12 protein-coding genes (1 of these 12 running past the window's edge) are annotated in these 25,987 nt (G+C 71.1%); 1 reads left to right on the top strand and 11 read right to left on the bottom strand.

Annotated elements, in window-relative coordinates; translation table 11 throughout:
• Positions 1-11,616, top strand: partial view of a non-ribosomal peptide synthase/polyketide synthase gene (locus tag QSK34_RS35660; protein WP_285591170.1) — the 3' portion only. It extends 14,286 nt beyond the left edge of the window; 11,616 of the gene's 25,902 nt are visible here — the last part of the coding sequence; its start codon lies beyond the left edge, outside the window; the stop codon is at positions 11,614-11,616.
• Positions 11,617-11,701: 85 nt separating this feature from the next.
• On the opposite strand, the gene dpgD is transcribed toward QSK34_RS35660, so the two are convergent.
• From dpgD to QSK34_RS35715, 11 genes are all read right to left on the bottom strand, one after another.
• A complete protein-coding gene (dpgD, locus tag QSK34_RS35665; RefSeq protein WP_285590950.1) occupies positions 11,702-12,493 on the bottom strand; it encodes an enoyl-CoA-hydratase DpgD in 792 nt (263 codons plus the stop codon).
• Entirely contained in the window at positions 12,490-13,635 is a 1,146-nt protein-coding gene (dpgC, locus tag QSK34_RS35670; RefSeq protein WP_285590952.1) for a (3,5-dihydroxyphenyl)acetyl-CoA 1,2-dioxygenase DpgC, read from the bottom strand. Before dpgC ends, dpgD begins: the two co-directional genes overlap by 4 nt.
• Entirely contained in the window at positions 13,632-14,264 is a 633-nt protein-coding gene (gene dpgB / locus QSK34_RS35675) for an enoyl-CoA-hydratase DpgB (protein ID WP_030456823.1), read from the bottom strand. Before dpgB ends, dpgC begins: the two co-directional genes overlap by 4 nt.
• A complete protein-coding gene (dpgA, locus tag QSK34_RS35680; RefSeq protein ID WP_285590955.1) occupies positions 14,258-15,310 on the bottom strand; it encodes a 3,5-dihydroxyphenylacetyl-CoA synthase DpgA in 1,053 nt (350 codons plus the stop codon). The genes dpgB and dpgA overlap by 7 nt, the downstream gene beginning before the upstream one ends.
• 181 nt (positions 15,311-15,491) lie before the next feature.
• Positions 15,492-17,309, bottom strand: a complete 1,818-nt coding sequence (locus QSK34_RS35685; RefSeq protein WP_285590957.1) for a discoidin domain-containing protein — start codon at positions 17,307-17,309, stop codon at positions 15,492-15,494.
• A 69-nt stretch (positions 17,310-17,378) separates the two neighbouring features.
• A complete protein-coding gene (locus QSK34_RS35690; protein ID WP_285590958.1) occupies positions 17,379-18,362 on the bottom strand; it encodes a substrate-binding domain-containing protein in 984 nt (327 codons plus the stop codon).
• A gap of 18 nt (positions 18,363-18,380) precedes the next feature.
• Positions 18,381-19,328 carry an ABC transporter permease gene (locus QSK34_RS35695; RefSeq protein WP_285590959.1) on the bottom strand — a complete coding sequence of 316 codons (948 nt, stop codon included), beginning with the start codon at positions 19,326-19,328 and terminating at the stop codon, positions 18,381-18,383.
• Complete coding sequence (locus QSK34_RS35700; RefSeq protein WP_285590961.1) at positions 19,325-20,794, bottom strand: sugar ABC transporter ATP-binding protein; 1,470 nt, start codon at positions 20,792-20,794, stop codon at positions 19,325-19,327. The genes QSK34_RS35695 and QSK34_RS35700 overlap by 4 nt, the downstream gene beginning before the upstream one ends.
• Positions 20,791-22,179: an aldehyde dehydrogenase family protein gene (locus tag QSK34_RS35705; RefSeq protein WP_285590963.1), complete on the bottom strand. Its 1,389-nt coding sequence runs from the start codon at positions 22,177-22,179 to the stop codon at positions 20,791-20,793. Before QSK34_RS35705 ends, QSK34_RS35700 begins: the two co-directional genes overlap by 4 nt.
• A complete protein-coding gene (locus QSK34_RS35710) occupies positions 22,176-22,958 on the bottom strand; it encodes an IclR family transcriptional regulator (RefSeq protein WP_161483879.1) in 783 nt (260 codons plus the stop codon). The genes QSK34_RS35705 and QSK34_RS35710 overlap by 4 nt, the downstream gene beginning before the upstream one ends.
• 207 nt (positions 22,959-23,165) lie before the next feature.
• Entirely contained in the window at positions 23,166-25,889 is a 2,724-nt protein-coding gene (locus QSK34_RS35715; RefSeq protein WP_285590965.1) for a discoidin domain-containing protein, read from the bottom strand.
• Positions 25,890-25,987 lie beyond the last annotated feature (98 nt).

The raw sequence follows: 25,987 nt of genomic DNA on the forward strand, positions 1-25,987 counted from the left end.
GCCTCGGTGTCGGCCCGGCTGGGCTGGACGGAGCCGGGCACCCGGTATGCGCTGCTTCAGCCGCAGGTGACCGACCTGGGCAACACGGTGGTGTTCATCAGCCTGGCCACCGGCGGCATGTTGCACATCCTGGATGAGGAAGCTGTCACCGATCCCGAGGCGGTGGCGGCGTATCTGGCTGAGCATCGGATCGACGCGTTCAAGGCGGTGCCCTCCCACCTGGCCGCGCTGACCTCGGTGGCCGGGGTCGAGCCTTTGATGCCGGCCGATTCCCTCGTCTTGGGCGGGGAGGCGGCCTCGGCGGAGTGGGTGGCCGAACTGGTCGCGACGGGCCGGCGGGTGTTCAACCACTACGGGCCCACCGAGACCACGGTCGGTGTCACCACTGCCGAACTGACCACCGGCGTCGAGCTTGGCACCCCGATCGCCAACATCCGCCTGTATGTGCTGGATGACACCCTTAGCCTGCTTCCGCCCGGCGTGGCCGGGGAGCTCTACGTGGCAGGGGCAGGTCTGGCGCGGGGGTATGTCTCCCGGCCCGCTCTGACCGCCGAACGGTTCGTGGCCTCGCCCTTCGATGCCGGGGAGCGCATGTACCGTACCGGCGACCTGGCGAAGTGGACCCCCGACGGGCGGTTGATCTTCCAGGGCCGCGCAGACGACCAGGTCAAGGTACGCGGCTTCCGCGTCGAGCCCGGTGAAATCGCGGCCGTTCTGGTGAAGAATCCGGACGTCTCCCAAGCGGCGGTGATCGCCCGGGACGACCGGCTGATCGCCTATGTGGTGGGCCAGACGGAGGGGCTGCGGGAGTTCGCCGCCGAACGCCTGCCCGCCTACATGGTCCCCACCGCCTTCGTCGCCTTGGACGAACTCCCGTTGACCGCTTCGGGCAAGCTCGACCGCCGGGCCCTCCCCGAGCCCGAGTTCGCGAGCGGCAGGGGACGCGCTCCCGCCACCGTCAGGGAAGAAGTGCTCTGCGCCGCGTTCGCCCAGGTCCTGGGCCTGGACCGGGTCGGTGTCGACGACGACTTCTTCCGCCTCGGCGGGCACTCCCTGCTGGCGGTCCGGCTCGTGGAGGTGCTCCGGCAGCGGGGTGTGCCGGTGTCGGTCAGGGCGCTGTTCGAGTCGCCGACCCCGGCGGGACTGGCGCGTGCGGCGGCCACGACCGCCGTCGAGGTCCCCGCCAACCGGATCCCCGAGAACGCCGTCCGCCTGACCCCCGACATGCTCCCCTTGGTCGACCTCACCGAGGCCGAGCTCGACCGCGTCGTCGCCTCGGCCGAGGGCGGCGCGGCCAACGTGAAGGACGTCTATCCGCTGGCCCCCCTCCAGGAGGGCATGCTCTTCCACCACCTCCTCGCCGGTGACGGTGTCGACGCCTATGTGCGCAAGCAGGTTCTGGAGTTCGACTCCCGCGACCGGCTCGACGCGTTCACCGACGCGTTGCGCCAGGTGGTGGCCCGGCACGACATCTACCGGACCGGCATCGTCTGGGACGGCCTGCGCGAACCCGTCCAGGTGGTGAGGCGGCACGCCGAGCTCCAGGTCGTCGAGCACGACCGCCAGGAGTCGGGCGTCACCCTCGTCGAGGCCGTGGGCTCGGCGATGGACCTTGGCCGCGCTCCCCTCATGGATCTCCACGTCGCCGAGACCGCCGACGGCCGCCTGCTCGGCCTGCTGCGCATGCATCACATGGTCTCCGACCACCAGGGCCTGGACGTGCTGGTCAGGGAGCTCCGCGCGGTCCTCTCCGGCGAGCCCGAGCGGCTGGCCGCGCCGTTGCCCTTCCGCAACTTCGTCGCCCAGGCCCGCGACGGCGTCTCCCGCGAGGAGCACGAACGCTTCTTCGCCACCCTTCTCGGCGGCGTGACCGGCACGACCGCCCCATATGGGGTGCTCGACGTGCACGGCGACGGGGCCGACGCGACGTCGTCGCTGGTCACCATCCCCGACGAGACCGTCACCGCCCTCCGCGCGGCGGCGCGGGACCTCGGTGTCAGCGTGGCGACGATCATGCATGTGGCATGGGCGCGGGTGTTGTCGGTGGTGTCGGGCCGCGACGACGTGGTCTTCGGCACGGTGTTGTTCGGGCGGATGAACGCGGGCGAGGGTTCCGACCGGGTGGTGGGGCCGTTCATCAACACCCTTCCGGTACGGGTGCGGTCGGGTCGCGCCGGGATCACGCAGGCCGTGGAGGAGATGCGGGCGCAACTGGCCGGGCTGCTCGAACACGAGCACGCGCCGCTGGCCCTGGCCCAGCAGGCCGCGGGCCTGGAGGGCAACACACCGCTGTTCACCTCCCTGCTCAACTACCGCTTCGCCGGGCAGGGCGGCGAACGGGACGAACGGCAGCCGGAAGTGCCGGGGATCCGCAACGTGCTGACCCGAGTCCAGAACAGCTATCCGCTGACCGTCTCGGTCAACGACCGGGGTGCGGAGGGACTCAGCCTGAGCATCCTCGCGGCCGCCGGAATCGACGGCGAGGCCGTCGGGTCGCTCATGCGGACCGCGACTGAAAACCTCACCGATGCCTTGTCGGCCTCTCCCGACCTGGCGTTGCGCGCCGTGGACGTGCTCGGCGAGGAGGTCCGCGGGCTCCTGGGCACCTGGAACGACACCGCGTCCGACGGGGTGGCGGAGCCGGTGCTGCGGTTGTTCGAGCGGCAGGTGGCACTGCGCCCGGACGCGGTGGCCGTGGTCGCCGACGGTCGCGAGCTGACCTATCGAGAACTCGACGAGTCGGCTCGGAGGGTCGCGGCGGCGGTCGTGGCCGGCGGTCACGAGCTGACCTATCGACAGCTCGACGAGACGGCCCGGGTGGCGGACGCGGCGGCGGTGGTCGCCGACGGCCGCGAGCTGACCTATCGAGAACTCGACGAGTCGGCCCGGAAGGTCGCGGCGGAGGTCGTGGCCGGTGGTCGCGAGCTGACCAAACGGCAGCTCGATGAGTCGGCCCGGGTGGCGGACGCGGCGGTGGTGGGGTTGCGGTTGCCGCGTGGCGCGGACATGATCGCGGCGATCCTGGGCGTGTGGAAGGCCGGCGCGGCCTATCTGCCGATCGATCCGCAACTGCCCGTCTCGCGGGTGGAGGCGATGCTGGCCGATGCCGGCGTGGAGATCGTGCTGGACGACCTGTCCGATCTTCCCGAAACCGGGGCCGGGGATCGTGAGGGTGACCTGGCGTATGTGATCTTCACTTCTGGGTCGACCGGGACTCCCAAGGGGGTGGCGGTCACCCAGGCGGGGCTGGCCAACTATGTCGCCTCGGTCTCCGCCCGGCTGGGCTGGACGGAGCCGGGAACCCGGTATGCGCTGCTTCAGCCGCAGGTGACCGACCTGGGCAACACGGTGGTGTTCATCAGCCTGGCCACCGGCGGCATGTTGCACATCCTGGATGAGGAAGCCGTCACCGATCCCGAAGCGGTGGCCGCGTATCTGGCCGAGCATCGCATCGATGCGTTCAAGGCGGTGCCCTCCCACCTGGCCGCCCTCACCTCGGTGGCCGGGGTCGAGCGGTTGATGCCGGCCGATTCGCTGGTCCTGGGCGGGGAGGCGGCCTCGGCCGACTGGGTGGCCGAACTGGTCGCCACGGGCCGGCGGGTGTTCAACCACTACGGGCCCACCGAGACCACGGTCGGTGTCACCACTGCCGAACTGACCACTGGCGTCGAGCTTGGCAGCCCGATCGCCAACACCCGCCTGTATGTGCTCGATGACACTCTCAGCCCGCTCCCGCCCGGCGTGGCCGGGGAGCTGTATGCGGCCGGGGCAGGTCTGGCTCGTGGTTACGTCGGCCGCCCCGGGCTGACCTCCGAACGGTTCGTGGCCTCGCCCTTCGATGGGGGAGAGCGCATGTACCGTACCGGCGACCTGGCCAAGTGGACCCCCGACGGGCGGCTGATCTTCCAGGGCCGGACCGACGACCAGGTCAAGGTGCGCGGTTTCCGGGTCGAGCCCGGCGAGGTCGAATCCGTTCTACTGAGATATCCGGATATTTCACAGGCCGCTGTCCTTGCCAGGGATGACCGCCTGATCGCCTATGTCGTCGGCCAGACGGAGGGACTGCAGGAGTTCGCCGCCGAGCGCCTTCCCGCCTACATGGTCCCCACCGCCTTCGTCGCGCTGCCCGCGCTGCCGCTGACCTCCAGCGGGAAGCTCGACCGGGCGGCGCTGCCCGACCCCGACCGGCCGGTTGTCCGCAGGGAGCCCGCCGACGAGCGGGAGGCGGCCCTGTGCGAGGTGTTCGCCCAGGTCCTCGGTCTGGAGTCGGTCGGGGTCGACGACGACTTCTTCCACCTCGGCGGGCACTCGCTGCTGGCGATCCGGCTGCTGTCGCGGATCCGGGCCCGGCTCGGCGCCGAGGTGCGCATCAGGATGTTGTTCGAGGCGCCCACCCCCGCCGGGCTGGCCGCGCTGCTGGCCGGGCCGGACACGCGGCCGGTTCTGGCGCGGCGGGCGCGTCCCGAGCGGGTGCCGCTCTCGTTCGGGCAGCGGCGCCTCTGGTTCCTCGCGCAGCTGGAGGGGCCGAGCCCGACGTACAACATCCCGGTCGCGATCCCCCTGAGGGGACACGTCGACGTCGGGGCTCTGGACGCCGCGCTGCGCGACGTGCTCGGCCGCCACGAGTCGCTGCGCACGGTCTTCCCGTCGCAGGACGGCGAGCCCTACCAGCAGGTCGTCGGCCTCGACGGGCTCGGCCGGCTGTTGGACGTCGTCCAGGTCGGCGCGGACGACCTCACCGACGCCGTCGACCGGGCCCGGTGGCATGCCTTCGACCTCGAACGCGAGCTCCCCATCAGGGCGACGCTGTTCCAGGCCTCAGACGGTGAACAGGTGCTCGTGCTCGCCATGCACCACATCGCCACCGACGGATGGTCCCTCGCCCCACTGGCGGCGGACCTGTCCGCCGCGTACGCCGCCCGGCTCCGGGGCGAGGCGCCGGTGTGGTCGCCGCTGCCGGTCCAGTACGCCGACTACGCCCTCTGGCAGCGCGACCTGCTCGGTGACGAGTCCGACTCGGCCAGTCCGCTGTCACGTCAGGTCGCCTACTGGCGGGAGGCGCTGGCCGGGGCGCCGGAGGAGCTGACCCTGCCCGCCGACCGGGTGCGGCCCGCCGTGTCGTCGCGCCGGGGGCACGCCCTGCCGATGCGGACCTCGGCCGACGTCCACCGGCGCCTCACGGAACTGGCCCAGGCCGAGGGCGCGACGGTGTTCATGGTCGTCCAGGCGGCGCTGGCGGTGACGCTGTCCCGGCTCGGCGCCGGGACCGACATCCCGATCGGCTCGGCCGTGGCCGGGCGGACCGACGAGGCGCTCGACGGCCTGGTCGGCTTCTTCATCAACACCCTGGTCATCCGGACCGACCTGTCGGGCGACCCGGTGTTCCGGGAGGTGCTCGGCCGGGTCAGAGAGGCCGGGCTGAACGCGCTGGAACACCAGGACGTGCCGTTCGAACGCCTGGTGGAGACCCTGGCGCCCGCCCGCTCCCTCTCCCGGCACCCGCTGTTCCAGGTGGCACTGCTGGTCCGCAACACGGAGCGGGCCTCGCTCGACCTGCCCGAGGTCCAGGCCGGTGGGAGGTCCGCACCGGCCGGTCCGGAGGGCCCGGCGCTGGTTCCCGCGAAGTTCGACCTCGACGTGGCGATCCGCGAGACCTTCGACGACCAGGGCCGCCCGGCCGGTCTCCAAGGCTCCATGATCGCCTCGATCGACCTGTTCGACGCCGCGACCACGGGACGCCTGATCGGCGCTTTCACCCGCGTGCTGGAACAGGTGACGGCGGAACCGGATGTCCGGGTTCACGCGGTGGACGTGCTGGAGGAGGGCGAGCGGGAGCGGATTCTGCACGGCTGGAACGACACGGCCCGCGAGGTGCCCTCTTCGAGCATCGTGGACCTGATCACCCGGCAGTCCCCGGACGGCTTCGCGGTCGAGGGTGAGCTGACCTACGGCGAGTTGAACCGCCGGTCGGACCGGCTGGCCCGGCGCCTGCAGGCCTTGAACGTCGGTCCGGAGTCGATCGTCGGGGTCTGTCTGCCGCGTGGCGCGGACATGATCACCGCGATCGTGGGCGTGTGGAAGGCGGGCGCGGCCTACCTGCCCGTCGACCCCGGCAATCCCGCTGAGCGGGTGGGGGCGGTGCTGGCCGATGCGGGGGTGGCATGTGTGCTGGCCTGTGCGGAAACCCGGCATCTGGTCCCCACCGGGATGGAGATCGTCCTCGCGGGCACGTGGGCTTCTGCGGTGCCGGACCCTGTGGGGGCCGGGGATGAGCCGGGCCTTTCGGGCAGGCGGGATTCGGCGGTGCCGGCCTCTGCGGTGGCCGGGGATGAGCCGGGCCTTGCGGCCATGGAGGATTCGGCGGTGCCGGTCTCTGCGGGGACCGGGGATGGGTCGGACCTTTCGGGCATGCGGGATTCGGCGATGCCGGTCTCTACGGCGACCGGGGATGAGCCGGGCCTTTCGGGCGAAGAGGGTCCGCTCAACGTTCGGGTGGAGCCGGATTCGCTGGCGTATGTGATCTACACGTCCGGGTCGACGGGCACGCCGAAGGGGGTGGCGGTCAGTCATCGCGGGCTGGTGAACCTGGTTGAGGTGTTCGGGCCTTTGCTGGGGGCGGGGCCGGGTGTGGGGGTGTTGCAGTTCGCCTCGTTCGGGTTCGACGCCTCGGTGCTGGATGTCGCGGTGGCTTTGGCGACCGGTTCGACGCTGGTCGTCGCGGATGAGGGCAGGCGGGCGCAGCCTGAGCGGTTGCGGGAACTGACCAGGGTGGGGGCGGCCAGTGTGGTTCCCTCGCTGCTCAACGTGCTCGATCCGGCTGACTTCTCGCACATCGGCCCGATCGTGGTGGGTGCGGAGGGCATCACCGAGACCGTCGCCCGCCGCTGGGCTCAAGGTCGGCGGCTGGTCCACGCCTACGGCCCCACTGAGGCCACGGTGATCGTCGCGGCGGGCGAGGTCGACGCTGATGAGGAGGGGCCGATCTCGTTCGGGCGGCCCATCCCGAACTCGCGGCTGTACCTGCTCGACGACCGGCTCGCGCCGGTCGCGCCCGGTGTCGCGGGGGAGGTCTATGTCGCCGGGCTCGGTCTGGCGCGGGGGTATCTCGGCCGTCCCGATCTCACCGGGGAGCGGTTCGTGGCCTCGCCCTTCGCGGCGGGGGAGCGCATGTACCGTACCGGCGACCTGGCGAAGTGGACCCCCGACGGCCGCCTGATCTTCCTGGGCCGGGCCGACGACCAGGTCAAGATCCGCGGGTTCCGCGTCGAACCGGGCGAGGTCGCCGCCGTCCTGCTGAAGAGTCCGGGTGTCTCGCAGGCCGCGGTCATCGCCCGCGACGACCGTCTCGTCGCTTATGTGGTGGGCCAGGCGGAAGGCCTCAGGGAGTTCGCCGCCGAGCGGCTCCCCGACTACATGGTCCCCGCGGCGTTCGTCACGCTGGACGAACTTCCCCTCACCCCGAACGGCAAGCTCGACCGCCGGGCCCTGCCCGAACCCCAGCAGGTCACCGGTTCCGGCCGGGCGCCCGCCACCGTCCAGGAGGACATGCTCTGCAACGCCTTCGCCGAGGTCCTGGGGCTGGAGAGAGTCGGCGTCGACGACGACTTCTTCGACCTGGGCGGGCACTCCCTGCTCGCCGCGCGGCTCGTCTCCCGCATCAGGACCGTCCTCGGGGCGGAGGTCCCGCTGTGGACCCTCTTCGACAACCCCACCCCCGCCGGAGTGGCCGCCCACCTGGTCGGGTCGGACGTGGGCCGCACCCGCCCCGCGCTGCGCAGGCGCACCAGGCCCGAACGGGTCCCCCTGTCGTTCGCGCAGCGACGGTTGTGGTTCCTCGGCCAGCTCGAAGGCCCCAGCCCGACCTACAACATCCCGATGACGATCGGCCTGAGCGGCGCCCCCGACGTCACCGCGCTGAACGCCGCCCTCCGCGACGTCCTGGAGCGCCATGAAGCGCTCCGCACGATCTTCCCGTCGGTCGACGGCGAGCCGTACCAGCACGTCGTCCCGATGGAGAACCTCGACTGGTCACTGGAGGTGGAGCAGGTCGAGCCGGACGGGATGGCGGCCGCCGCCGCGGCGGCGCGGCGGCACGCCTTCGACCTGTCGACCGACGTCCCGGTGAAGGCGTGGCTGTTCCAAGCGGGCCGGGACCAGACCCTCGTCGTGGTCATGCACCACATCGCCGGCGACGGCTGGTCGTCGGCCCCGCTGAGCCGCGACCTCACCACCGCCTACACCGCCCGGCTCCAAGGACGGGCCCCCGAGTGGACCCACCTTCCGGTCCAGTACGCCGACTACGCCCTCTGGCAGCACGACCTCCTCGACGAGACCCTGCTGGCCGAACAGGTCGGCTACTGGCGCGAGACCCTGGCCGCGCTCCCCGACGAGCTGGCGTTGCCGACGGACCGCCCGCGACCGGCCACCGCGACCCACTACGGCCACCACGTCCCGCTGCGCATCCCCGCCGACGTGCACCGCAGGCTGGTGCGGCTGGCGCGGGAAGAGGGGGTGACGGTCTTCATGGCCGTACAGGCGGCTCTCGCGGTGACCCTTTCCCGGCTCGGCGCGGGCTCGGACATCCCGATCGGCTCCGCCGTGGCGGGGCGGCTCGACGAGGCGCTGAACGACCTCGTCGGCTTCTTCGTCAACACCCTGGTCATCCGCACCGATCTGACCGGTGATCCGGCGTTCCGGCAGGTGCTGGGCCGGGTCAGGGAGGCGAGCCTGGGCGCGCTGGCCAACCAGGACGTGCCGTTCGAACGCCTGGTGGAGGAGCTCGCCCCGGCCCGGTCCCTGGCCCGCCACCCGCTGGTGCAGACGGTGCTGACCATGCAGAACCCCGAACGCGCCGGAGAGGAACGCCCGGAGGTGGGCGCGTCGGGTCCCGAGCTGGTCCCGGCCAAGTTCGACCTCTACTTCCCGATGGCCGAGACCTTCGACCGCGACGGGAACCCGGCCGGGCTGCGCGGCGCGGTCACCGCCTCGGCCGACCTGTTCGACGCCGCCACGGCGGGCCGGATCGGCGAATGGTTCGCCCGCGTGCTCGACGTCGTGACCACCGACCCCGACGTGCGCCTCCACGCGGTCGACCCGGTCGCCCCGGCGGAACGGGACCTGCTCCTCGGCGCCTGGACGGACACCGCCGCCCCCGGTGTCCCGCTTTCGCTCGTCGAGGCCTTCGCGCGTCAGGTGGCGACCGTTCCCGACGCGGTGGCGATCACCGCACCCGGCGCCCAGGTCGGGTACGCCGAACTCGACGCCCGCGCCAACCGGCTGGCCCGCCATCTGATCGGGCTCGGCGTGGGGCCGGAGTCGGTCGTGGGGCTGTGCTTCCCCGACGGGCTCGACATGATCACGGCCATCGTCGCGGTCTGGAAGGCGGGCGCCGCCTACCTGCCGCTCGACGGGACGCTGCCCGTCGAGCGGATCGCGTTCATGCTGGCCGACAGCGGGGTCAGGGTCGTGCTCGGCACCGAGGAGGTCCTCGGTGACCTCCCCGCGGGCCGGGTCCGCATGGTGGCCCTCGACGACCCGTTCACCGAGGTGATCCTCAGCACCCTCCCCGCCACGCCGCCCGACCACGACGCCGAGCCGGATTCGCTGGCGTACGTCATCTACACCTCGGGGTCGACCGGCCGGCCGAAGGGCGTGGCCGTCACCCAGGGTTCGCTGGCCAACTACGTCGCCTCGGTCTCGGCCCGGCTCGGCTGGACCACTCCGGGCACCCGCTACGCGCTGCTCCAGCCGCAGGTCACCGACCTGGGCAACACGGTCGTGTTCACCAGCCTGGCCACCGGCGGGCACCTCCACGTGCTCGACCCCGATTCGGTCACCGACCCCGAAGCGGTGGCCCGGTATCTGGCCGATCACCGCATCGACGCGCTGAAGGCGGTGCCCTCTCACCTGGCCGCGCTCGCCGCCGCGACCGGCGCCGAACGGCTGACGCCCGCCACCTCGCTCGTGCTGGGCGGCGAGGCCGCCCCGCCCGCGCTGGTCGCCGACCTCGTCGCCACCGGCCGCCGCATCTTCAACCACTACGGCCCCACCGAGACGACGATCGGCGTCACCACCGCCGAACTGACCGCCGGCGTCGAGCTCGGCACCCCGATCGCCAACACCCGCCTGTACGTGCTGAACGACGCCCTCCACCCACTCCCGGTCGGCGTGACGGGCGAGCTCTACGCGGCCGGCGCCCCGCTGGCCCGCGGCTACGTGGCCCGGCCCGGCCTGACCGCCGAACGCTTCGTCGCCTCGCCCTTCGACACCGGTCAGCGCATGTACCGCACCGGAGACCTGGCGAAATGGACCCCCCACGGCAGGTTGATCTTCCAGGGCAGGGCCGACGACCAGGTCAAGGTCCGCGGCTTCCGCGTCGAACCCGGCGAGGTGACCGCCGTCCTGCTGGCACATCCGGACGTCTCGCAGGCCGCCGTGGTCGCCCGCGACGACCGGCTCGTCGCCTATGTCGTCGGCGAGACCGGGAACCTCCGGGAGTACGCCGCCGAACGGCTGCCCGCCCACATGGTCCCGGCCGCGTTCGTGAGCCTCGACGCGCTCCCGCTCACCGGCAACGGCAAGCTCGACCGCCGCGCGCTGCCCGCCCCCGACTTCGCGGCGGCGGCCTGGGCGGCCGTGAGCCGGGGTCCCGCCACCGCCCTGGAGAACCTCGTCTCAGAGACGTTCGCCGAGGTGCTCGGGGTGCCGTCGGTGCAGGTCGACGACGACTTCTTCCACCTCGGCGGACATTCCCTGCTGGCCGTCACGCTCGTCACCCGCCTGGCCGAACGCGGGGTCTCGACGTCCGTCCGGGCGGTGTTCGCCGCGCCGACCGTCGCCGGGCTCATCGCCGGGCTCAGCCTGTCGTCCCTCGGCGACTCGCTGGGCGGCCTGCTGCCGATCCGCACCGGAGGCGGGCGTCCGCCCTTCTTCTGCGTCCACCCCGGCGCCGGCCTGAGCTGGTGCTATCGGCCGCTGACCCGGTTCGTCCCCGACGACATCCCCCTGTACGGGCTCCAGGCGGCCGGGCTCCAGGGTGGCGAGCCCGCCCGGGACGTGCGGGAGATGGCGGCCGACTACGTCCGGCGCATCCGGGAGGTCCAGCCGTCGGGGCCCTACCACCTGCTGGGGTTCTCGTTCGGCGGCATCCCCGTCCACGAGATCGCCGTGCAGCTCCAGGACGCGGGCGAGACGGTCGCCGCGCTGGTCATCATGGACGCGTACCCCTTCAAGCAGCGCCTGGCCGAACCGGCCGGGCCGCCGCCCGAGGAGACCGATCCCGAGGAGAGGCTCCGGCGGACCGCCGAGCGGTTCCGCGAGGAGGTGGGGGAGGTCCTCGGCGGGATCTCCGACGAGGAGCTGCTCCTCATCGCGAAGATCTTCACCAACAACACGGAGCTCAGGCGGGCCCACGAGCCGGGCGTGTTCCGTGGCGACGCGCTGCTGCTGACCGCCGTCGAGGGCAAGGACAACCCGGAGGCCGCCGCCCCCCGCTGGCAGCCCCACGTCGACGGCGCGGTCGCGGAGGTCGGCCTGCCGTGCCGCCACTCCGACCTGATGCGGCCCGACATGCTGGAGCTGGCCTGGCGGGCGATCGCAGAGTGGATGGCCCGGTGACACGCCCGGTGACACGAAAGAGCGGGCGCCGGTGCCGGCGCCCGCTCCCGTGTCCAACTGCTCGATCAGGCAGTTGGTCGAATCTTCAATCGCCTGACCATCGGGGCTCCCGCTTCTCGGCGAACGCCCTTACCCCCTCGGCCGCGTCGGCGCCGGCCCGGCGGCGCTCCTCCCACGTGTACGTGGTGGTGAACGCCTCCTCCAGCGGCAGGTCGAGCGAGCGCAGCACGCTCTCCTTGATCGCCCGGACCGACAGCGGCGCGCTCCTGAGCAGGTCGGAGACCCACTCGTCGACACACCGGTCGAGCTGCGAACGGGGCACCACCTCGTTGACCAGCCCGTGCCGGAGAGCCGTGGCGGCGTCCATGCGGCGGCCGGTCAGCAGGTGGCCCATGGCGACCTTCAGCGGGAGCTGCCTGGCCAGCCGGAACGCCCCGCCGGCGCCCGGCACCAGGCCGAGGCGGGCCTCCGGCAGGGCGAACACCGCGTCGTCGGCCGCGATGATCAGATCGCAGGCCAGCGCGAGTTCGAAGCCGCCGCCGAGCACGTGGCCGTGCACGCGGGCGACCACCGGTTTGGTCAGGGTGAAGCGCTCGGTCAGCCGGGGCCAGCCCGGCTGACCACGGCTGCCGAACGTCGTCGCGGGCGCGCCCGTCTCGTTGAGGCGGGCCCGTTCGCGCAGGTCCTGCCCGACGCAGAACGCCCGGTCGCCGGCCCCGCCGAGGACGGCCACCCGGACCGCGTCGTCGGCCTCGACGTCGTCCCAGATCGCGGCGAGCTCCTCGTGGGTGCGGGAGTCCATGGCGTTCAGGACCTCGGGACGGTCGAGCGTGACGCGGGCGACGTGGCCGGCCTTCTCGTAACGGACCCGGCTCATGCGAACCGGCGCACCTTCTCCAGGACGTCCGGTCCGTGCATCCGGAGCGCCTGCTGGAGGGCGAACTCGGCCATGTAGCGGCGGAACACGTCCTCGGGCTCCTCGGCGAGGTGAAGCATGCGCCGGTTCGCGACGACCGCCTCCCCGTCGAGCCGCCCCAGCGCGGCCTCGATCGCGTCGTCGAGCCGTTCGGGCTCCACGACCTCGTCGACGAACGCCCGCGCGTCGGGTTCGGTCGCCCAGACCCGGCGTCCCTGGAGGATGAGCTGGCGGGCCAGCCGTGCGCCGGTGGCCCTGGTCAGCCGCAGGTTGGCGGCCCCGGGGATGATGCCCTCGCGGGCGGCGGGCAGGCTGACGTAGGAGTCGGAGGCGGCCAGGACCTGGTCGAAGACGAGCAGCAGCTGGGCGCCGCCGCCGATCGCGAAGGTGTCGACGGCGGCCGTCCACGGCTTCTCGGCCGGGCGGCCGTCGTCGCCGCTCAGGCCGCGCACCAGCTTGGCGAGGTAGCCGAGCTCGCGCCGCAGCAGGAAGCCCACCAGGGTGATCTCCCCGGCGTGCAGCTTCTTGAGGTTGATCCCGGCGCTGAACACCCGCCTGCCCTTGTACCGCGGATGGGTCATCACGCCCCCGCGCAGCAGGCCCATCGTGACGCCCGGGTCGAGCAGCGCCAGGTCGACGGCGGTCTCCATGTCGTCGACCTGGCGTTCGTCCTCGGCGTTGAGGCAGTCGTCGCGGACCATGGTCAGCCGGGCCACCCCGTCGCGGCGCTCCAGGACGACCGACTCCATCTCGACCAGGCCGGTCCGGGTGAACTCCGGCAGCAGCGCCAGCGCGCGCTCGGTCGGGCGGCGCATGGTGTCGAGCAGGTGGGAGCCCGCGAAGGGACAGTCGAGGATGCCCCGCAGGAAGACGCCCTCGTCGATCTCGCGCCCCTCCTTGGCGGCCTGCGGCACGCCGCGCTCCTCGGGCGGGACGAGCGTGGGAAAGACCTGCCGGGCCGCGTCGACCAGCTCGCGCAGGCGAAGGCGGCGCGACCGGCCGCCGGTCAGCTCGTCGTAGACGTGGGTGGCGTGCTCGGCCATGAACCGGCCGCGCCCGTCGCGGCCGGTGACCCGCGCGGCGGCCCGCGCCAGGGTGGTCACGAGACCGCCGCCTTGCGCAGCGCGCGGTCGCAGGCGGCGAGGTGGGCGCCGAGCGCCTCCTCGAAGCTCGTCGTCGCGGCCTCCGACAGCAGCAGCCGCCGGACGGCCAGTTCCCGGTCCCCGGCCACGACGGGCGCCGGGTCGTCGGTCACCTCGTCGAGGAGCCGGGCGGCCACCGCCCGGTCGGCGTCGATCGGGGCGCCGAGCAGCACCGCCCGGCGGATCGCGCCCGCCCCCGCCTGCTGCACCAGCCGGTAGAGGGTCATGCCCGGCCACGTCGCCCCGCCGGCCATCGGCAGGATCAGCCTCGTGCCCGGTGCCGCGACCCTCACGTCGGCGGTGAGCAGCACGTCGAGGGCGGTGCCGCCGCAGTCGCCGGAGACCAGCGCGACGGTCGTCACGGGGAGCTGCTCCAGGCGGCGCACCGTGCGCTCCCACTTCGTCACCAGCCCGACCGACACCTCGCGGCTCCAGCCCTCGCCGGGCGTGCCCGACAGGGCGAACCGGGCGACGCCGGGCCCTCCGTGGTCGTGGACGCGGTCGCAGAACGCGGTCACCGTCTCGACGACGGAGGCCGACATCGGCGCCGTCCCGTCTATTTCCAGAGTCAATTCAATTGTGTTCACCATTGCACCAGCGCCGTTTCTATCGTGGACCCCGGGCCCATCGTCATGAGCACGCCGTAATCGCCGGGAAAGGTGACGTCCTCCTGCGTGAGGCGTTCATAGGAGAAAAGAAAAGAAGCGCTCGACACGTTGCCGAAGTCGCGCAGCACACCGGTCGTGTGCCGGACGTCGTGGCGGGTCAGCCCGAGATTCACCGAGACGGCGTCGATCACCTTCTTGCCGCCCGAGTGGACCAGCCAGTGGGAGATCTGGTCGCGGCGCAGCCCGTTGGCGCGCAGCAGCCGGTCGACGGCGGGCTCGGCGTGGGCGCCGACCACATAGGGGATCTGCGGGTCGAGGTAGAAGCTGAACCGGCCCAGGTCGCGGTCCCAGTCGTAGCGCATGGCGTCGACGGCGTCGGTGATGACGCAACTGGCGAAGTCGATCACCCGCGGCCCCGGCACGGACTCCCCGGCGACCAGCGCCACGGCCGCCGCGCCGTCGCCGAACAGGCTGTTCACCACGGCGGTCCGCATCGTCCCGTCGATCGCGTACGCCGCCGAGCACGCCTCCGTGCAGAGCACGACGGCGAGTTTGCCCGGGTGTGCCGACGCCCAGCCGGCCACCACGTTCAGCGCGTTCAGGCCGGCGTTGCAGCCCATGCCGACGATGTCGGTCCGGCCGCAGTGGCGGTCGATGCCCAGCTCGCGGATGAGCAGCGCGCTCAGCCCTGGGGTCAGGAAGCCGGTCGACGTCACGCAGCAGAGGTGGCCCAGATCGCCCAGGTCGGCGCCGGCGTTCTTCAGGCACGCCTCCAGCGCCTCGGCGCCCATCTGGACGGCCAGCCGTTTGTGCTTGTCGAGCAGGTCGCCCTGCGACTCGGGGAGGCGCGCGCCGGTCTCGTCGGCGGGCGGCAGCGTGAGGTGCCGGCGGTCGATGGCGCTGTTGAGGAAGACCGAGCGGGCCTTCGGGTCGTCGATCCGCAGGATGTCCAGGAGTTCGGCCTGCGCGTAGGACTCGGGCGTGACGGCGGTGCCGACGCCCGCGATCCTCGCTTCCGTCACCGTCATCGGAACGTCCACCCCCACATTCGGGGCTTACTTCTTATCAGTCGTTTCGCTGTGGACACCTTTTTCCTTTCTTATCGGAGCCACAGCAAAGTAACCCGGTGAATTCGGCGGCGGCAACGCCGTCCAAACGCGGAAAAGGGGCCGGTTTCCGCTGGGAAACCGGCCCCTCGCGAGGCGGGCGTCAGCTCGCGTACGCCTCCAGTTCGTAGATGCGGGCCGCCGTGTCGGAGTTACTCGTCGGCGCCAGCACGTTCACCCGGATATACCGGACATCGCGCGGCGTGAAGGTGTGCGTGGTGATGTTCGCCGTGTTCCCGCGCGGCTGAGCCACGTTGGTCCACGTCGTCCCGTTCGTGCTCACCTGGACGTCGAAGTCGCGGGTGTTCCAGACCGCCTGCTCGCCTCCGGCCCCGGAGTGCTTCAGCACGATCTTGCCCACGCTCTGGTTCGAGCCCAGGTCGACCCGGATCCACTTGCTCGATCCGAGCGAGCACCACTTGTCGGCGTTGCCGCCGGACACCGAGCCGTTCACGGCCTTGGCCGGGCCCTCGTTCGCGGCGCACGACGAGTCGGCGGTGGCGGTCTTGTTCAGCGCCAGGTTCGGGGTGCCGGTGGTCTGCGGCACGTACAGCCGGACGTCCGTCAGCGAGGCGCTGCCCTCGTACACGTTGGTGTAGAGGTCGCCGATCACGAAGTAGTCGGGGTAGGCGGAACCGGCCGGCCACTGGTTGGACCAGGTGGTCGAGCCGTTGTCGTCGTTCTGCACCAGGTTGCCGTTGAACTGCCCGTTGTACTCACTGGCCTTCACGTTGTAGTGCCAGATCGGGTTGTTGTTGACGACGAACGGGCGGTGCATGCGGATGGTGCGCTGGCCCGAACGGGCGAAGTTGCCGGTCACCTCCAAGACGTAACCGGTCTGGTCGCGTTCGATGGCGAAGGTGTAGAACTCGTTCGGCATCAGCTCCGGCTGGAGTTCGGCGGCCGAGGAGAGCTGCTGCTCGGCGACGCCGCCCGAGCAGGGGGTCATGAACCACTGCGAGTTGCCGGCCAGGCCGCCGGGGCCGGGGTTCCAGTTCGGCATCCCGCTGATCCACATGTTGACGGTGTTGAAGTTGCCGTCGCGGTAGTTGTAGTAGGTGTTGGTCGCGGCGTTGCAGACCCGGCCGCCGGTGCCGCTCCCCACACGGTCAGGGTGCTGGGAGAAGGCGTCCATCAACACCTTGCGGCGGTAGTGCCAGAAGTGGTTGTTGCGCGGCGCCGGGTTGGCGAAGTCGACGATCGACAGGAAGTGGAAGCCGTTGTAGCCGTAGGTGCCGCGCCGGACGTCCTGCCATTCGCAGTAGGGGGCCGAGGCGTTGCCCGACCAGCCGGGCGAGTTCTGGCCCTCGCCCCACGGGTGCTGCGTCTTGCAGCCGGTGTTGCTGTAGCCGTTGGTGCGGCCGTTGTACTCGATCGACCCGTTCCGCTTCCCGCCGAAGTCGAGGGTCTTGAGCTTGTACTCGACGCGGTAGTAGTCGGGGAGCTTCTGGGACGGCCGCAGGATGACGCCGCCCGTGTGGTCGGGCACGTTCATCACGGCGACCTTCTCGCTGCCGAGCGTCTGGGTCGTCAGGCTCGGCGGCGACTCGATGTTGCCGTCCTTGTTCCAGTCACGGGCCGACAGAGAGGCGGTCAGCCAGCCGTTCTGCCCGATCGGGAACTCCTTCCGGTACGTGTGGAAGGAGTTCAGCGCGGTCGTCCAGGCCGGGCCGTAGTCGTTGCGGTACCACTGACCCGGGTCGTCCATGATCGTGTCGAACGGCTGGGAGTAGTCGTCGCGCACCCACGGCGCGTTGCCGGTGTTGATCGGGTTGGCGAAGTTCTCGTTGTAGAGCAGCGTCCAGCCAGGCCGGGTCGGGTCGTCGGCCTGGGCGGGCGTGCTCGTCAGGGTCAGCGCCGAGCTGGTCAGCAGCAGCGCCAGCGCCGCTCGGCGTGCGGCTCTGCCTCTTCGTGTACGCAATGCGCAACCTCTCTGGGTGAGAAGGGGTGGCGTCGCCGCCCGCCACCCCGGCGGGTGAAAGGAGGAGGTCTAGAAGCTGCCGTCCGGGTTCTGGAACTGGGCGGCGTTGTCCTTGGTGACCATCGGGGAGGGCACGACCGTGTCCTTCTCGACGTTGGCCGCGCCGCCGAGGATCTCCACCGCGCGGTCCAGGCCCTTGGCGCCGATGATGTCGGCGTCGTTCAGGCCGGTCACCTTGTAGTTGGTGCCGTCGAGGATGGCCTTCAGCGCCTCGGCCTGGCCGTCGACGCCGGCGATGATGATGCCGTCCGACAGGCCGGCGTCCGCGATGGCGCGCTGGGCGCCCAGGCACATGGCGTCGTTCTCGCAGAACACCGCCTTGATGTCCTTGTTGGTGGCGAGCAGGCTCTCCATGACGGTCAGGCCGCCGTCGGAGCCCCAGTTGCCGAAGTCGGGCGCCTCGACCAGCGTGAACTTGGAGTTGGCCGACAGGACCGACTTGACGCCGTTGGTGCGGGCCAGGCCGATGCTGTTGTCGGCCGGGCCGCCCTTGATGATGGCGACCTTGCCGCCGTCGGGCAGCGCGGTCGACAGGTACTCGCCGTTCTGGCGGCCGATGGCCTCGTTGTCGGGGCCGATCCAGCTCGTGTACTCGCCGGTCTGGAACTTGCGGTCGACCAGCACGACCGGCTTGCCGGCCGCCTTGATGCTGTTCAGCACGGCGGGGGCCGACTCCAGCGGGCCGCCGGAGATGATGACGGCGTCGACGTTCTTGGTCAGCAGGTCCTCGACGTTGCTGGCGAGCTTGGCGGCGTCGCCGTTGGCGTCGGTGCTGATGATCTCGACGTTGCCCTTCTTCTGGGCCTGGGCGGCGATCGCCTTGTCCATGCCGCTGAAGTAGGGGCCGCTCAGCATGAAGTTGGCGACGCCGATCGTGTAGCCGCCGTCGCCCGACGCGGCGGCGCCGGTCGTCGGTTCCTCCGAACCCGAGGAGCAGGCGGTCAGCATCGCAAGGCAGAGGCCGGCACCGGCCAGGATCTTCTTGGAAATCACGGTGTTTCTCCTGGGGGGTTACGCGCGCACCCGGTTGGTGCGCTGGGCGAGGATGACGGCGATGATGATCAACCCCTTGAGGACCTGCTGCCAGAAGCTCTGCACGCCGTACAGGTTGAGCAGGTTGTTGATCAGGACCAGGACGAGCACGCCACCGAACGTGGCGCGGACGGAGCCCTTGCCGCCGGCGAGGCTGGCGCCGCCGATGACGCAGGCGGCGATGGCGTCGAGCTCGAACGCCACGCCCACGCTGGGCTGGGCGATGCCGACCCGGCTGGCCAGGATCACCCCGGCCAGACCGGCGCACAGGCCGGAGATCGTGTACGCCAGCACGACGTGCCGGCGCACGTTGATGCCGGCCAGGCGGACCGTCTCGGCGTTGCCGCCGATCGCGATGATCGACCGCCCGGCCGGGGTGCGGGTGAGGAAGACGCCGCCGACGAGGAAGACGGCGAACATGATGAGCGTGGAGACCGGGATCGGCCCGGCCATGGCCGACCCGAGCGTGAAGAACGCCGGGTCCTCCGGCGCGATCGGCACCTCGGAGTAGACGAACGCCAGACCCCGGATGGTGGTCAGCGACGCCAGCGTCACCACGAAGGGCGCCAGCCCGAACCGGGCCACCAGCAGGCCGTTGACCAGCCCGAAGCCGATGCCGGACACGACGCCGACGGCCATCGCGGCCGGGATCGGCAGGCTCGACACCATCCCGGCGGTCAGGATGCCGGAGAACGCCACCACCGACCCGACCGACAGGTCGATGCCGCCGGTGAGGATGACGACCAGCATCCCGTAGGCCAGCAGGCCGATGGTGACCATCTGCTTGAGCAGGTTCGTCAGGTTGGCCTGGGTGAGGAACGACTCGGTCGTCACCGCGGCCACCACGACCATCACCACGATCAGCAGGCCGAAGGCCGCCGTGACGAGCAGGTCGCGGGAGATCTTGGGCAGGGCGTTCACGCTCACGCGGCCACTCCGATCGCGTGCGCGAGCACCTCGTCCTCGGTGGTCCCCTCGGACCGCAGCTCACCGGCGAGCCGGCCCTCGCGCATGACGAGCACGCGGTCGGTGGCGCCGAGCACCTCGGTCAGGTCGGAGGAGATGAGCAGCACGGCCAGGCCCTCGCGGGCCAGCGCGTCGATCATCCGGTAGATGTCGACCCGGGTGGCCATGTCGACGCCCCGGGTCGGTTCGTCGAGGATGAGCACCCGCGGTTCGGCCAGCAGCCACTTGGCGAGCACGGCCTTCTGCTGGTTGCCGCCGCTGAGCGCGGCCACCGGCATGGTGGCGCACCGGGCGGGCTGGATGCTGAGCCGGTCGATCATCCCGGCGACCCTTTCCCTGCGCCCCGGCATGTCGATCAGCGGCCCCCTGGTGGTGGCCCGCATGGTCGCCAGGGCGATGTTGTCGAGCACGGTCATCCCGCCCACGAGACCGGTGCGTTTCCGGTCCTCGGTGACGAGGGCGAGTCCGTGCGAGATCGCGTCGGCGGGGGAGCGGAACGCCCCGCTGCCCGACGTGGGCGGTTCGGCCCCGAAGACGCACCGGGCCATCTCGCTGCGCCCGGAGCCGACCAGGCCGAACAGGCCGACGATCTCGCCGGCGCGCAGTTCGAAGGAGACGTCCGAGAACTCGCCCTGCCGCGAGAGCGAATCGATCTTCAGACGGGTTTCTCCCGGTTCGTCACGCCGGTCGGGATAGATCTGTTCGAGCCGGCGTCCGGCCATGAGCCGGATCAGCTCGTCCTCCGACGTGCGGGACGGCTCGGTCGTCTCGATGATCACGCCGTCCTTGATGACGACGATCGAGTCGGCCAGCTCCATGACCTCGGCGAGGCGGTGGGAGACGTACACGACGAGGACCCCGCGCGCCTTCAACCGGCGGATCAGGTCGAACAGCGCGTCCAGGTCGCTGCCGGCCAGGACCGCCGAGGGCTCGTCCAGGACCAGCACCCGCACCTCCCCGGCCAGCGCCTTGGCGATCTCCACCATCTGCTGCCGGGCCACCGTGAGGCGGCCGGCGACGGTGCGCGGCTCGATGGCGCCGAAACCGGCGGCGTCGAGCAGCTCCTTGGCCTTGCGGTGCGCGGCCGACCAGTCGATGAGGCCGCTCCTGCGCCTCGGGAACCGGCCCATCAGCAGGTTCTCGGTGACCGACAGGCCGGGCACGATCGACAACTCCTGGTAGACCGTGCGGATGCCGCGCTCGTGGGCGTCGTGCGGCGAGCGCAGGTGCACCGGCTCGTCGTCGATGCGCATCTCGCCGGACGACATCTCGTGCGCGCCGGAGAAGATCCGGATCAGCGTCGACTTGCCCGCGCCGTTGGCCCCGACGACGGCGAGGACCTCGCCGTCGCGCCCGACGAGGTCGACGCCGTGGAGCACCTCCACGTCGCCGTAGCTCTTCCGGACGTTCCGGAGCGAAAGGCTCATCCGAAGGCCTCCATGACCAGCACGGTCTTCTGCCGGGTGAAGTCGAGCACGGTCTCGTGCAGGCCCTCGCGGTAGCCGCCGGTGTCCTTGGTGCCGCCGAACGGCAGGTTCTCGGCCCGGATCGCGGTCGACCCGTTGACGATCACGCCGCCGACGTCGAGCAGCTTGGCCAGGGTGAACGCGCGCGAGACGTCGCGGGTGAACACCGAGGCGTGCAGCCCGTAGGGGGAGTCGGAGACCAGCGCCGCGGCCTCGCGCGGGTCGGAGAACCGGGCGATCGGCGCGACCGGCCCGAAGATCTCCTCGGCGAAGGTCGGGCTCTCGACCGGCACGTCGACGAGCACCACCGGGTCGACGAACGAGCCCCGGCGGCCACCGCCGACGACCAGCCGCGCGCCCTCGCCGACCAGCCGCCCGACGGCACTCTCGACCTCTTCGGCGGCCTGCTCGGTGATCAGCGGCCCGACGTCGGTGCCGTCGTCCATCTGGTCGCCCACGACCAGCTTGGCCGCCTGGGCCGACAGCTCCGCGACGAAGGCGTCGTGGACGCCGTCCTGGACGTACACCCGCTTGACCGCGCAGCAGATCTGGCCGTTGCCGCGGGCCAGCCGCCCGAGGGTGACGGCGGTGGCGGCGGCCTCCACGTCGGCGTCGTCGCAGACGATCATCGCGTCGTTGCCGCCGAGTTCGAGGAAGACCTTCTTCAGGGTGCCGGAGGCGAGCTTGGCGATCGCCCGGCCGGCGTTGGTGCTGCCGGTGAGGGAGATCGCGGCGACGCCCGGGGCCTCGGCCAGCGTGGTCGAGACCGCGACGCCGCCGGTGACGACCTGGTGGGCGAACTCGGGCGCGCCCGCCTCGGCGACCAGCTCGGCGACCCGGAGCAGCGCGAGCGGGCACTTGGCCGGCGGCTGCACGATCACCGCGTTCCCGGCGGCCAGCGCGGCGGCGGCCTTGTGGGAGTACAACTCGACCGGGTAGTTGAACGGCACCAGCGCGGCCACCACACCCAGCGGCTCGCGGATCGTCACCGCGAGGTGGCGCTCCATGCCCGGCACCGCGTCCATCGGCGTCTGCCGGCCGAACAACCGGGTCGCCTCGGCGGAGTAGCCGCGCCAGATGCGGATCGCGGCCTCGACCTCACCCCGGCACTGCATCAGGGGCTTGCCGTTCTCGCTCGCCAGCAGGCTCGCCAGCGACTCGGCCTCACCCTCGATCAGGTCGGCCACCCGCCGTAACAGGGCCGCCCGTTCGTGGCCGGGCATGGCCGCCATCGCGCGCTGCCCCTTCTGCGCGTCCGCGATGGCGGCCACGACCGCGTCGGCGTCCAGGTCGGGCACCTCGCCGAGAGGCTCACCGGTCCCCGGGTTCCGCACCACAATGCTCATCTGCTGCTCCTTCGATAGGGGGTTCGCCCGCCGATGCGTTTGCTGATGTCGGCGGCCATCGCGCGGGCCTTGGGGGCGAGGCGGTGGCAGTCGTCGCGGCTGAACCGCGCGGCCGGGGCCGACACGCTGAACGCGCCGACCGGCTCGCCGGAGGCGTTCATGATCGCCAGGCCGACGCAGCGCACCCCTTCCTCGTTCTCCTCGTCGTCGATCGCGAAGCCCTGGTCCCGCACCACGCCCAGCTCGGCGAGCAGGGCGTTCCCGGTGAGAGTCTTCGGCGTACGCACGTCGAGAGGCCCCGAGAGGATCTCGTCGCGACGGGTGGGGTCGAGCAGGGCGAGCATGGCCTTGCCCATGGCGGTGCAGTGGAGCGGCGCCCGCTTCCCGATGTGCGACACCAGGCGGATGGACTTGGCGCTCTCGACCTTGTCGACGTACACGATCTGCTCGCCGACCAGGACCCCGAGGTGCACGGTCTCCCCGCTCAGCTCCACCAGCTCGGCCAGGTAGGGCCGGGCGGCGGCGCGCAGGCCGTCCTCGTCGAGGTACTGCCCGGCCAGCACGATCAGGGTGACCCCGAGCCGGTAGGACCCGGCCGGGTCACGGTCGAGCACTCCGAGTTCGAGCAGGGACGTCACGTACCGGTGGGCGGTGCTGACGGCGATCCCGGCGCGGCTCGCGAGCGCGCCCAGGGTGATCCCGTCGCGCCCGGCGTCGGAGACGGCGTGCACCAGCTCGAATGCCTTGTCGACGCTTGCTGACTTACGACCACTCTGCATTCGAGTTACTCGAATCTATTTTCATATTCTTGTAACATGCTTGCGAGAGTTGCATTGCCCTTAAATCCTGTCAAGCCCCTGTTGTTTGGGGCTTATGTCGCTTATGGTGGGGTTTTCTTGCGATGACGTCCAAAACTTGCGTGTTAGTTTGTCGTTTTTGCAAACAGAGAAGGCCGGCCACGCGTGGTGACCGGCCTTCCTGGTGATCTAGTTAGGAGTGATCGAGTACGTCGCCCCCGCAACGGTGGAGAAAGTGATGACATCGTTGCTCAACGAGGGCGTCACCGAGCCGCCGCCGACCCGGACGACGGTCACGCCGCGCCCCGGCCACGGGTTCTGCAGCCGCAGCTGCGCCCCCACCGTGCTGGTGACGTCGACATAGGCCGCCTGCCCGCCGCTGCGTGCGGACGAGACGACGAAGCCGTCCTTGGCCCGCAACTTCACGAACGAGCCGTTCTTGCCCGACGGCCAGACCGGGAAGACACGCAGGATCCCGAGGTCGCTCTGCAGCAGCATGCTGTTGATCGCCTCGACGGCGCCCGACTTCTCCAGGCCGTGGTGCGGGTCGGTGACCCGCAGGTTGGCCGCCGACCGGTTGGTGATCTGCGTCTTCAGCCGGTCGATGAGCGACTGCGCCGGGTAGCCCACCCGGACCGCCTGGGCGAAGACCTTGGGGAAGGAGTTGTCCTGGCCCCAGGAGTTCATCGCGTCGAGCGTCTGGATCGCCACCTGGCGGTCGGCCGCCGGGCCGTTGATGCCGAGCGCCTCACCCGGGTGCACGAACTCCAGGTTGACGGTGTTGTCGCCGGGACGGATGGCCCGGCCGTCGCTGAGGGTGCCCGGGTCGCCGAGGGCGAACACCTGCACGCCGTTGTAGGTCGTCCGCGGGATCGGCGCGAGCCGGTTCAGCATGTCCTGCCAGGTGGCGCGCAGGCCCGAGTCGACGTTCAGCCGGGTGCTCGCGTCGATCGTGGTGGACAGCAGCGTCCTCAGCATGCCGAGGTCGGCGCTGGAGTTGCGGGCCCAGGTGCCCTCGTGCGGGCCGGAGTAGAGGTTGAACCGGTTGTTCTCCAGCTGCAGCCAGTGCTGGAAGAACGTGACGACCTCCTTCATGAAGGGGTAGCCGCGCTGCGAGAGCCACGTCTGGTCGCGGGTGTACTGCCAGTAGGCGACGTACTGGGTCGCGGTGAACAGGCTGTTGCCGACCTGCTGGTGGTAGTTGTCGTCGGCGGTGGAGCCGTTGGGCGCGATGCCGACCGGGAACAGCACGCCCGACGGCACGCCGCCGCTGGGGAAGCGGCCGTTCACGTAGCCCGTGTTCACCCGGCGCAGGTCCTGGGTCGCCCGGCGGCGGGCCTCCGGCAGGTAGGCGCTGACCAGGTCGAACACCGGCAGAGCCAGCTCGGGGCGGTTGGAGGAGTAGACGCCGTAGAAGTTGGCGATCCAGTTGTAGTTCAGGTGCATGTCCCCGCCCCACAACGGATAGTCCGTCGTGGCCCAGATGCCGAACAGGCCCGGCGCGGTCTTCCCGGCGCGGCTGGAGGAGCCGATGAAGTACTGGGCGGCGTAGTAGTAGCGCTCCAGCACGTCGTCGTCGAGGTCGACGTAGGACTTCAGCCAGTACTGCTTCCACCATTCGAGGTGGGCGTTGTACTGCGTGTCGAGGCTCGCGGCCGACTGGGCGTCGGCGAGGCTGCGCGCCGCCGGGACCGGGTCGCCCGTGCTCGTGCCGCCGCCCGCGACGCCCGTGACGACGTCGACGACGCCGCCGGCCGGGATCGAGACGGTGATCTGGTTGTTCGCGACCGACTGGGTGCCGCCGATCACCCGGGTGGCCAGCGCCGCGCGGGACGTCCACTGGCCCGAGGAGGTCTGCCGGGCGGCCCAGATCGTGCCGCCCGAGGTGCCCGACGTGCTGGTGAAGCCCGGCCGCCCGTTCTGGATCTGGGTCGTGTTCGAGACCCGGATGGTCGTGGCGGCGGCGGCCTGGACGCGGGTGACGACCAGGTTGTCGGTCGCGCCGACCCACGTCCGCATCGTGACGGGCGCGCCGCCGAGGCTCATCGTGGTGTCGACGTCGCCCTTGAGGATGTTCTGCTCCTCCAGGAACGAGGTGCTGCCGCCTCCGCCGCCGGTCCCGTTGTAGAGCTCGAACTGGCCGATGCGCGCCCGGGGGTTGTTGAGGCTGTCGGAGGTCGTGCCCTGGGTGGGCTCGCTGATGGCCAGCCGCACGTACCGGGCGGTGACGCTCCCGACGGTCCGGTCGGTCGTGGCGGCGGTGTTGTTGGTGACGGTGTCGCGGGTCGTCCAGGTCGCGTTGTCGGTGCTGGTCTGGAGCGTCCAGTTCTTGGTGGTGTTGGCCGTCTCGGCGGGCCGGGCGGCGGCGTCGTGACGCAGCAGGTAGCGCGTGAAGGTCTTCGCCGACCCGAGGTCGAGGGTGATCGTCTGCGGCTTGCCGATGTTGGAGACCCACCCCTCGTATCCGGCGCCCCAGGCGCCGTTGACGGCCCGGGAGGGCGGGAACGACGAGTGCGAACTGGACGCCGTCGCCGTCGACCCGAGCGCCAGGTTCGGCGACCCGGCGCTGCCGACCGGGTTGATGGAGACCGATCCGAGGGCGACGAGCGAGCGGTTGTCGCTGGCCGTCCAGAAGTCGCCCTTGGCGATCCGGAACGTCTTGAACCCGTCACCGCCGCCTGAGACGACCCCGACGTCCCCGTTCCCGAGGAGCGCGGTGTCCGGCATGGTGTCGGTCACCGACCCGGCGTAGGCCTGGTTGGTCCAGCGCCCCTTGACCGCCCCGACCAGCGACTGGACGGCGCTCCACTGCTGGTCGGGGGTGGGGGTGGCGGCCTGCGCGGACGTCGCCGTGGTCAGGCCGGCGAGCAGGGCGAGCGCGGAGGCCATGGCTAAGCCACGCGTTCTGATCATGGAGGTGCCTTTCCGTGGTGGCCCGGATGGCGAGATGGGATAACGTTATCCCGCACCGTAGATTGTTACCTGGAGGTTTCAAAGAGCGCCGAAAGCAA

Source organism: Herbidospora sp. NBRC 101105 (assembly GCF_030269205.1).
In the GTDB taxonomy this organism is placed as follows: Bacteria; Actinomycetota; Actinomycetes; order Streptosporangiales; family Streptosporangiaceae; genus Herbidospora; species Herbidospora solisilvae.